General features: G+C 61.5%; 8 protein-coding genes. 2 read left to right on the top strand and 6 right to left on the bottom strand.

Going from position 1 to position 10,114, the window contains the following annotated elements; all coding sequences use genetic code 11:
- A partial coding sequence (locus GQ57_RS44335) for a hypothetical protein (protein ID WP_235215017.1) occupies window positions 1–1,084 on the bottom strand: 1,084 nt, incomplete at its 3' end.
- 46 nt (window positions 1,085–1,130) lie between these two features.
- On the opposite strand from GQ57_RS44335, the gene GQ57_RS43585 reads away from it, so the two are divergent.
- Window positions 1,131–2,699, top strand: a complete 1,569-nt coding sequence (locus tag GQ57_RS43585) for a collagen-like triple helix repeat-containing protein (protein WP_235215016.1) — start codon at window positions 1,131–1,133, stop codon at window positions 2,697–2,699.
- Between the two features lie 124 nt (window positions 2,700–2,823).
- Window positions 2,824–4,110, top strand: a complete 1,287-nt coding sequence (locus tag GQ57_RS04610) for an isoprenylcysteine carboxylmethyltransferase family protein (RefSeq protein WP_034197198.1) — start codon at window positions 2,824–2,826, stop codon at window positions 4,108–4,110.
- Between the two features lie 66 nt (window positions 4,111–4,176).
- Here the strand turns inward: GQ57_RS04610 and GQ57_RS43580 are convergent, their stop codons facing one another.
- From GQ57_RS43580 to GQ57_RS41325, 5 genes are all read right to left on the bottom strand, one after another.
- The gene (locus GQ57_RS43580; RefSeq protein WP_034197231.1) at window positions 4,177–4,797 is read right to left on the bottom strand and encodes a hypothetical protein; all 621 of its coding nucleotides are present in this window, start codon (window positions 4,795–4,797) and stop codon (window positions 4,177–4,179) included.
- 29 nt (window positions 4,798–4,826) lie between these two features.
- Window positions 4,827–5,705 carry a hypothetical protein gene (locus GQ57_RS04600; RefSeq protein WP_034197197.1) on the bottom strand — a complete coding sequence of 293 codons (879 nt, stop codon included), beginning with the start codon at window positions 5,703–5,705 and terminating at the stop codon, window positions 4,827–4,829.
- A gap of 98 nt (window positions 5,706–5,803) precedes the next feature.
- Window positions 5,804–7,564 carry a ShlB/FhaC/HecB family hemolysin secretion/activation protein gene (locus tag GQ57_RS04595; protein ID WP_034197196.1) on the bottom strand — a complete coding sequence of 587 codons (1,761 nt, stop codon included), beginning with the start codon at window positions 7,562–7,564 and terminating at the stop codon, window positions 5,804–5,806.
- A complete protein-coding gene (locus GQ57_RS42985; protein WP_160257501.1) occupies window positions 7,561–7,716 on the bottom strand; it encodes a hypothetical protein in 156 nt (51 codons plus the stop codon). Before GQ57_RS42985 ends, GQ57_RS04595 begins: the two co-directional genes overlap by 4 nt.
- A gap of 875 nt (window positions 7,717–8,591) precedes the next feature.
- Window positions 8,592–9,041: a hypothetical protein gene (locus GQ57_RS41325; protein WP_152603188.1), complete on the bottom strand. Its 450-nt coding sequence runs from the start codon at window positions 9,039–9,041 to the stop codon at window positions 8,592–8,594.
- Between the last annotated feature and the right edge of the window lie 1,073 nt (window positions 9,042–10,114).

The raw sequence follows: 10,114 nt of genomic DNA, 5'->3' as shown, positions 1-10,114 counted from the left end.
CGTCGTCGGGGACTTCGGGGACTTCGGGGACTTCGGGGACTTCGGGGACTTCGGGGACTTCGGGGACTTCCGGCACCTCGGGTACTTCCGGTACCTCGGGTACGTCCGGCACCTCGGGTACTTCCGGTACCTCGGGTACTTCCGGTACCTCGGGTACTTCCGGTACCTCGGGTACTTCCGGCACCTCGGGTACGTCCGGCACCTCGGGTACTTCCGGCACCTCGGGTACGTCCGGTACCTCGGGCACTTCCGGCACCTCGGGTACTTCCGGTACCTCGGGCACCTCCGGTACCTCGGGCACCTCCGGTACCTCGGGTACTTCCGGTACCTCGGGCACTTCCGGTACCTCGGGCACTTCCGGTACCTCGGGCACCTCCGGCACCTCGGGCACTTCCGGCACCTCGGGCACCTCCGGTACGTCGGGCACTTCCGGTACGTCGGGCACTTCCGGCACCTCGGGCACCTCCGGTACGTCGGGCACTTCCGGTACGTCGGGCACTTCCGGTACCTCGGGCACTTCCGGCACCTCGGGCACTTCCGGCACTTCCGGCACCTCCGGTACGTCCGGCACCTCGGGTACTTCCGGTACCTCGGGCACTTCCGGCACCTCCGGTACGTCCGGCACCTCGGGTACTTCCGGTACCTCGGGTACTTCCGGTACCTCAGGCACGTCGGGTACGTCGGGCACTTCCGGTACCTCGGGCACCTCCGGTACCTCGGGCACTTCCGGCACCTCAGGCACTTCCGGTACCTCGGGCACTTCCGGTACCTCGGGCACTTCCGGTACCTCGGGCACTTCCGGTACCTCGGGCACTTCCGGTACCTCGGGCACTTCCGGTACCTCGGGCACTTCCGGTACCTCGGGCACTTCCGGTACCTCGGGCACTTCCGGTACCTCGGGCACTTCCGGTACCTCGGGCACTTCCGGTACCTCGGGCACTTCCGGTACCTCGGGCACTTCCGGTACCTCGGGCACTTCCGGTACCTCGGGCACTTCCGGTACCTCGGGCACTTCCGGTACCTCGGGCACTTCCGGTACCTCGGGCACTTCCGGTACCTCGGGCACTTCCGGTACCTCCGGCACCGGCGTCACCCCGCTCGGCAACGTTCTTCAGAAATCCGGCAACCTCGTGACGGCAGTCGGCACGACGGTCGCGAACGGTGGCTCCGTGATCGGCGGCGTGCAGATCCCCGGTACGAACCCGACGACGGCCAACAGCGTCGGCAATGCCGTCACGAGCCTCGGCAACGGCGTGCAGGCGCTCGGCAACGGCGTCGCGGCAGGCCTCGGCTCGATCGGCGTGTCGGCGAACCCGCTCGGGCCGACGCTCACATCGACCACCGGCCTGCTGACCGGCGCCGGCGGCGCGGTCAACAACCTCGGCAACGCGGTGAAGAGCCTCGGCTCGGGCCCGCTGTCGCCGCTGTCGCCGGTGACGACGCTCGTCGGCGATCTCGTCAGCACCGTCGGCGGCGCGGTCAACTCGACCGCGTCGGGCCTCAACACGGCCCTGAACAGCTCGCCGGTCCAGCAGATCGAAACGCAGGTCGGCAAGGTGATCAACCCGATCACGAACACGCTGACCGGCGGCGTCACGACGCCGGGCGCCACGCAGACGCTCGGCAGCGTGACGCTGCTCGGTACGCCGCTCAACGGCCTGCTGAGCGCGCTCGGCAACGGCCTCGCACAGGCCGGCACGAAGGTCGGCGGCGCAACCGACAACCCGCTCGGCGCAGGCCTCGGCGGCGTCGTGGCCCAGTTGGGCAACACGGTGACGTCCACCGGCGGCCTCGTCCACGACAACAACGCGGGCAGCTCCAGCAGCGGCACGGGCGGCGGCAACCCGCTCGCGCCGATCACGGGCCTGCTCGGCACGCTGACAGGCGGGCTCGGCGGCGGCAGCTCGAGCGGTTCGGGCGGCACCAGCGGCGGCCCGCTCGCACCGATCACCGGCCTGCTCGGCAGCGTAACCGGCGCGCTCGGCGGCCTCGGTACCAGCGGAACTGGCGGCACGAGCGGTACCAGCGGCGGCGGCCCGCTCGCACCGATCACCGGCCTGCTCGGCGGCGTAACCGGCGCGCTCGGCGGCCTCGGTACCAGCGGAACCGGCGGCACGAGCGGTACCAGCGGCGGCGGCCCGCTCGCACCGGTCACCGGCCTGCTCGGCACCGTGACCGGCGCGCTCGGCGGCCTCGGCACCAGCGGAACCGGCGGCACGAGCGGTACCAGCGGCGGCGGTCCGCTCGCACCGGTCACCGGCCTGCTCGGCACCGTGACCGGCGCACTCGGCGGTCTCGGCACCGGCGGCACGAGCGGCACCGGCGGTGCGGGCGTTGGCGGCCTGCTGGCGCCGGTCACCGGTCTCGTCAACTCACTGACGCCGCTCGGTGCAAGCCTCACCGGCACCGTCACCACGCCCGGCGGCAACCTGACCGGCACGATCGGCGGCGTCCTGACCAGCGGCCCGGTCGGCACGCTGACGGGTGCGCTGACGACGCCGGCCGGCGGCGCTGCCGCCGGCGCGACGGTCAGCCCGGGAGGCGCGGCAGGCACGGTGACGACACCGGCCGGCGGCGGCACCGTGGCGGCCGGCCTGAGCGGCAGCTCGAACGGGGGCGGCGCGGGCGGCGCAGGCAACCTGCTGTCGCCGGTGACGAACCTGCTCGGCGGTCTGCTGGGCGCCGGGCCCAAGAAGTAAGTCACGCATCACGCAACAGAACCACAGGCCAATGGCCGGGCGCGCATCCATGCAAAGCCCGGCCGACGGCCGGCGTCACCCGCTCAGCGGGGTCTCCGGCCCTCATCCCGACGAGGATCCGATCATGAATTCCACGCTCGACGGCATCGCCGCGGTCCAGGACCGCCCGCCCCGTTCCGCCACGCCGTTCCGCGCCGGGCTGCTCGGCATCGCGGCCGGCCTCATCGCGCTGTGGGTCACGCGCGACCAGCCCGGCCTCGATGCGGCGACACGCGCGGTCGTCGCGAGCCTGGCGATCATCGGCACGATCGCGCTCCACGAAATCCTCGTCTCGCGCGTGTATCTGCGCCCGAGCGCGGGGCTGTCGCGGCAGGCCGTCCGGCCGCTCGGCCTCGCGCGCGTCGCGACGCGGCTCGGCGCACTCGCGTCGGTCTATGCCGGCATCGGCGTGCTGTACTGGCTGCTGCCCGAATACCACGGCGATTTCTACCTGCCCTTCTGGTCGCTGCTGCGCTCGCTCGCGCCGTACGTGATCGTCGCCGCGCCGTTCTATTTCATGTGGATGGACCGCCATCAGCGCGAAACCGACGACGCATACCTGCTGTGGGGCCGCTTCCTGTTCCGCGGCGAACGGCCGGCGAACTGGCAGCCGGTGCGCGAGATGCTCGCCGGCTGGGGCGTGAAGATGTTCTTCCTGCCGCTGATGACCGTCTATCTGTCGAAGGACGCCGACCATCTGACCGCGTCGCTCGCGCACATGATGAACGCGCCGATGTCGCTCGCGACGTTCTCGTTCATGTACGACCTGTCGTTCACGATGGACCTGATGTTCGGCACCGTCGGCTACCTGTGCACGTTCCGCATCCTCGACAGCCACGTGCGCACCGTCGAGCCGACCGCCCTCGGCTGGGGCGCCGCGCTGATCTGCTATCAGCCGTTCTGGTCGCTGATCTCGGGCCACTACATCCGCTACGAAGGCTCGCTGTTCTGGGACAACTGGCTGCTGTCCGCGCCGACGCTGCGGGTGATCTGGGGCACGGCGATCATCCTGCTGCTGCTGACCTATGCGCTGTGCACGATCTCGTTCGGGCTGCGTTTCTCGAACCTCACCAATCGCGGGATCATCACGTCGGGCCCGTACCGCTTCACGAAGCATCCGGCGTACATCACGAAGAACCTGTCGTACTGGATGGTGTCGGTGCCCTTCGTCGAGCCGCTCGGCTGGCAGGTCGGGCTCATGCACTGCGCGGCGCTCGTCGCGGTCAACCTGATTTACTACGTACGCGCGAAGACCGAAGAACGCCACCTGATGCGCGACCCCGACTATCGCGCATATGCCGAATGGATCGCACAGCACGGGTTGTTTGCGCGGATCAGGCAGGCGTTCTTCGGCACGAATCAGACGGCGTAACGAAAAGGCAACGTCTCGGTGAACCCGCCCGCACCGCCGACGATCCGCGCGGTGCGGCGCTCCCCTCTACTGCGTCAGACGCACGACATACAGGCCGGGAAAGTTGGCGGCTACAGCCAGGCTGCAGTTCGGTCTGACCGAATACACCGAACCCGGGAGGGTCGGCTTGTAGATCACGGTCCCGTTCGCCTGATCCGCCATTTCCACAACGGGTGGGTTCGGATCGGGAATCACGTCCGTCTTGAAGTTCAAGGTCAGCGTTCGGTTGAACATGGTGTCGAAAGCCCCGTGCGCCTTGGTCTCGTACACATAGTCCGCCGTCACGCCTGCCGGCACCGGGTCTGGTTTGCCCAGGCAAATCGTCCCGTCGCGAACCACGCCATCAGGCGGTGTCTTGAAGGTCAACGTGGCGATACCGTCGTCGGTGACAAGCGTCATCGTTGCATCCGGAATCGCGCTCCTCGTCACCTGTATCGACTTGTAGCTGTCGGGGCATTTGACTGCACTCACTTGCCCATCCGGTACCGCCTGCGAGCCTGCCTCGGTTGTGCCGTTCGTCGCGGTCCGGGCAGTCGAAGCTGCCGAGCCGTTGTTGCGCGTCGAACTGCCGCCGCCGTCACCGCCACCACACGCCGTCAGCAGGACTGCCGCCCCCATCAGCCCTGCCGGAAGCCCTCGATTCTTCATTATTTTCCCCTCCGACACCCCGACCACCCTCAACGGCACGACAGGACCACCACGCCGCCAACCCCGTTCGTGTTCGGCAACGTCGCTGAATAACCAACGGCGATCAGCGGCTGCGTCGCGTCATGCCCCACGACAACCGTCTGCACCGACAACTGCCCGGTCGTCGAGACGCCATTCAACGGTGTCTGTGTGTTCGTCAGCGTATATTGCGAATTCCCCAGATTGATCGACAGGCTCAGATTGGTGAGCGTGCGCGCCCCGAGATCGAGCGTGGCCGAACTTGCTCCAAGCGTGCCGGCGACGCTGCTGTTATTTTGTGCCACCGTGTCCGCGATCAATTGGGTACACGCGAGCGTGCCGCTCGTCGCAGACAACGACAAGGGTGTGCCGACCGCGTAATGGACGCCTTGTTCACTGGTATAGGTATTGCCATCCGTGTCCATCGCCTGATTCCACCGCCCGATCGCCACATCGCTGCCGACACTCTGAATCTCGGTCACCGCCCCGTGGTCGAGCCCAAGACAATCGGTCGCCGCAGCCGATGACGCAAGCGTCGTAAACGCACCGCTTGCCTGCTGCACCTGACTCGATGCGGGCGCGTTCGGCGCCGTGATGTTTCGGTTTTTCTGATAGTCCGTCGGCAGACTGGGCACAACCAGCACGGCCAGTTGGCCGTTGTTCGCCGCTACCTGGGACGCGGAACCCGAATAGGTGAAACGGCCGTTCGGCCGGCATGCCGCTTGCGCCAACGGCTGGCCCCCCCCTGGCGACGTAGTGGTCGGCGTCCCGGCTTCGTTACTGTTCGATGCGCTGCTTCCTGCATTGGCGACTCCACCGTCATCGCCGCCACACGCCGCCAGCAGGACTGCCACCCCCATCACACCACCCAAAAGCACTTGCTTCTTCATTGTCCAGCCCTCTCAAAAATGTTAAATATTCCTAAAAAATAGCATCACACCACCCACGCTCTGCAGCTTCCGATCCTCAACGACACAAGATTTCCTGCTTAAAACTGTGCGGTAACCTGGAACCCGACCGTGACGCGCGCCGTCGGGAAGCCGGAGGGCTTGTAGATCGGCGTGCCAGCAAACAGGTCGTACGCGTATGCGCCAAAACGCGTGCCTACGCTACCCTTGACGCCGATCACCGCTCCGGCCAGTTGCGTCCCGACCAGCACGATCGGCTGCGGCCCCCACACGCGTCCGTAGTCCAGCCCCGCATACACCGCCTGCCCCGTTTGGCCGATCGGCATTTGCAGCTCGTTGCGCCAGTAGAATCCGCGCGCCGCCGCGAGCATCGTTTCTCCGTCGAAGCCGCGTACCGTGTAGCGGCTGCCGATTGTCACGTCATCGAGGTAGTTCAGCGTGTTGCCGGTGTACTGGCCGTGAAACGTTCCGATATAGCGGAACGGCTGCGTGCCGACCGCAAACAGCACCGACAAGTTCGCGTCCAGCACTGCCATCCGGAAGCGATAGGTCGGGCCGCCGCCCGCCGCAAATGTGTCGTCCTGTGCGCCGAAGCCGCCGACGCCTTGACGGTACGCAAGCGTCCCGTCGAACTGCGCGCCGGCGAAGTAGTGGCGATCGGTCAGCCCAAGTTCGATGATCGTGTTGTTACGGCGCTGCTGGGAAATCTCTGTATCTTCGATGAAGCTCTGACCGAAGCGGCGCGACAACCGGAAATACCCGCCGAATACGTCGTTCTTGCCGCGCGCCAGCACGCGCGCCAGCTTGAAATCGACCGTTTTCGAGTTGCCGCTCGCGACGAACGTCTGATTCACGCCGGCAATCTGCTGGTAATACGTGTTCGTGTACGCGGACAGCGTGGCTGTCCAGTAGCCCCACGGTATTGAATAGAAGCCGTTCCAGCCATGCGAGCCGAGACGCTTGTCGCCAAATTCGAGATCCTGGCTGACGCCGACGTTGAGCATGTCGTTCAGGCCGAGCGGGTTGTCGATGCCGAGCGACAGGTTGCCTTGCAGCTTGCCGGTGGCGCGCGTGCCGGAGTTGTCGATCGATGCGACGACGGTCCAGGGTTTGTTGCGCTTTACGTCGAGTACCACGTCGCTCTCGCCGGGCAGTTCGCCGGGGACGATCTGCATCGAGACGTCCTGGCTCGATATGCGCTTCATTTGCTCGAGGCCTTGTTCCAGGTCACGGAGGTTCAGCAGTTCGCCGTCGCCTGTCGGGAAGGCGGTCTTCCAGGTGCCGCGCAGTTTTTCATCGGCGAAGCGGATGCGTCGGATCACGCCGGGGATCAGCGCGAATTTGAGGGTGCCGGCCGACAGGTCCTGCTCAGGGACGAGTACGCGTGTGGTGACGTAGCCACGCGCCAGAATCGCTTGCGACAGCCCCTTAACCAGCATGTCGACGCCTTGCTTGCCGACGCATTGGCCGGTGTAGTGGTTCAGCCATTCACGGGCGAATGCGAATCGATCCATTGGCAGGGTGGACGCGCCTGCAGTTTTCATCGCTTCGGGCAATGACGCAGGCACGTCGAGCGCAAAGCGGTCGATGCGGAAGCACGGCGCTTCGGAAGGAAGCGCTGGATAGGCTTCAGCGTGCGGCACGTCCGAGCGGACGGACGGAGCGCGCACGGTTGCCTCACGCTCCTGTACGTCGCGTTGTTGTTGCGCTTGTCGATCCTGTTCCGCATTCGCGCGCGCGGCGGCAGCTTGGTCGGCCGGCGTGGGGGCCTGCTGCGCATGAACGGCGGCCGCGACCAAGGTAGTGAGCGGCAGTAGTGCCAACCTCTGAGGAATTTTCATTTTGAATTGTTTTCGTCGTCGCATTCGTTTGGCTTGTGGCTATCACGTACCTTCTTGTCGCTGTTGTCGAAAGGCTTGATTTTCAGGTTATGTGCATGGCTTGCGAATCCCCCGGCAAACGCCAGACCAAACCCGATGAGAGCAAAGCCCACTCCAATGACTGCTGATTACCCCCTACTTATCCATTATTTTCAATCACACCACTTAATCAGATAACAATCCTACTCAACAGTGCTCACCAATAGATATGTAGACCGCGACCACACCAACCCAGCAAATAATCTTCTGCCCGCACGCAGTCTTAGTCCACCACCCTCTCACTACGCCCACCATTTAGCCTCATTATTTCCATATCCAATCACTTCGACCGAATACCTCCGCGGCATCACATCGAGGGGCGATGAAAACGGACGAAATAGACAGAGCCAATCAAAATTACGGCAACGACAACTAGAAACAGGAATGCTCTGAATCGCGCTCGCCTTTCGGTTGGGAAAGCACCACCCCCGCCCGCCTCACCAGAGAGAACGGTCAGCGCAAGAACAATGAGTATCGCAATCACAAGCATTGCTTTTGCGATACCTGCGAAGAAAATCTCTACAAATCTACGCAACCGTGTCTGACGAAACGGACTCTTGATCGGGTCGCGTAGATTAGGCCTTCTTTCAAACAAACTCTCACCTCCCCACCATCCAATTTCAGAACAAAAATGACGACCTGCAAGTCATTCCGCCTCTTCCATTTTATTGAGGAGCGCCCCCTAAAACGCAACGAAATATATGGCAGCAGACAGGCCGAAAACACATGCAACACGGAAGGCGCAAGCATTCCATTGAACCTAGATGCCGCAACTTCAAAGCCAATGACCACGACACCCGCCAATCAACAACCGTTCGCAAGCAACATCTGTTGTGCCTGATCCGCTGTAATTTTCTGTCCGGTTCGGTCCTTGTAGAACTGCGCGAACTTGCTAGCGCCGTCCTTCGCCCACTGCCGCTCATCCGGCTGCAGTAGCTTGTTATAGCGGTCAGTTCATTCTCCGACGGCAGAAACTCTCGGTCCCCGCATTGAACTCCATGCTCACTGAAAAAGTGCGCCTTTCCAATCCGTTCACAATTACTTTATCCGGCACTCTAGAAATAGAAATTTTCATTCCACTCTTACACATAACGTATACTCGATCATCTTCGCTCACGAGCACCCACCCCTTTTCCTTTATAAATCCTTTAAGAGCCTCAACCTTTTCATCGCCGAAATTTGACAAATCCACGCTATAAAGAGCAATGGCCGAGCCCGATTTCGCATTCTCATTCTGAGACAAAATGGTTGAATTTTTAAACATATAATCCAAGTCCCTAACCGCAACATCCAACCTGTCCTTTGTAACAGAAGCGGTCGGATTCCGGAAAATTAACCAAACCGCTAAAATTATCCAAATCGCAAAAAATATAATTTTCCTTCCTGAAATTTTCCTCATGCTCTTGCTCGATTACCTCCAGAATGGATTTGGAATATGGTCAGAACAATCACCCGCAGCGCTTCCGCTTACATCAATACGATTCCATTAAAGATGAGCCACCGCATAAAGTAAAATGTCAATAATTTTCATAGACGAAATTTGCCGAAATTTTTGCAACAAAACTCCCGAACAACCCAGCAATTAATCCACCTACGATCTCACCCGGCATAGACTCTTCTTACTATTCCCCGAAATCTCAAGACATTGTCGTCTCTCGCGCAACGTAGCTAATCGGTTGCCTCAGCGTGATGTTTGATCTGCAAAATCGCAGTGTGGCTTGTGAAATCGCCAACTAACGCTGCGCCAAAGTCAGCCAACAACCCAATCCCCACGAGAATTAATTACCGAATGAACCTCACCGCGACATACATTCCCGCGATGCCAATAATAAACAAACCGAATCTAATCCATCGAATAAAATTCCCGTTCTCGATGGATCTCACTTAAAGAAGACGTTCTTCAATATTACGTAAGCAATGAAGCCCATCATCGCCGCAAAACAGCACCACCAGACGATTTTCTGTGCTCGCGTCTTCGGTGTTTGGCCCGGGAAGCTCATCATGATTACCACCTGACTCCTGTTTTACCCTGATCGACTGTACTGGTTTTGGTTGTTACGCCACCAAGAACTACTTTAACTGTATCCTTTGCAACCCCAATAAGATCAGCTTTGGTTGCATCATCACTTTATTGAAAAGCAAAATATTCAAAAAGACCGCCCCCTTTTGTTGACTCCTTCAAGGCCAACACCTAGTAATTGTGCACGCCACTTGATGCATCGGGGGCTCGCTTGTCAGAGTTGCACAACATTGCGACAAGAATCCGGCCTTCTACGGCCTGTTCATCGATCGAGAGGCAACTACCGATTAAATCGGATTATTCAATGACGTCAGGAATCATTTTTTCTAACAAAACCCACTGTCACAAAAACACAAAACACAAGCCCCAATAGGGCACCATTCACCAAAACGAATCTTGTGTCGTTGCTCGCCCACAAAAAATCACCTCCATAAAAATATGCCACGAATATC

The sequence above is a fragment of the Burkholderia sp. MSh2 genome (assembly GCF_000731655.1).
GTDB classification, from domain to species: domain Bacteria; phylum Pseudomonadota; class Gammaproteobacteria; order Burkholderiales; family Burkholderiaceae; genus Burkholderia; species Burkholderia paludis.
The sequence above is the reverse complement of the archived record's forward strand: the minus strand, read 5'-3'. Positions and strand labels throughout refer to the sequence as shown.

Excerpts from the sequence above, each read along its gene's own strand:
- GQ57_RS04600 (WP_034197197.1), bottom strand. The coding sequence starts at position 5,705 with ATGAAGAAGCAAGTGCTTTTGGGTGGTGTGATGGGGGTGGCAGTCCTG.
- GQ57_RS43580 (WP_034197231.1), bottom strand. The coding sequence starts at position 4,797 with ATGAAGAATCGAGGGCTTCCGGCAGGGCTGATGGGGGCGGCAGTCCTG.
- GQ57_RS41325 (WP_152603188.1), bottom strand. The coding sequence starts at position 9,041 with ATGAGGAAAATTTCAGGAAGGAAAATTATATTTTTTGCGATTTGGATA.
- GQ57_RS04610 (WP_034197198.1), top strand. The coding sequence starts at position 2,824 with ATGAATTCCACGCTCGACGGCATCGCCGCGGTCCAGGACCGCCCGCCC.
- GQ57_RS04595 (WP_034197196.1), bottom strand. The coding sequence starts at position 7,564 with ATGAAAATTCCTCAGAGGTTGGCACTACTGCCGCTCACTACCTTGGTC.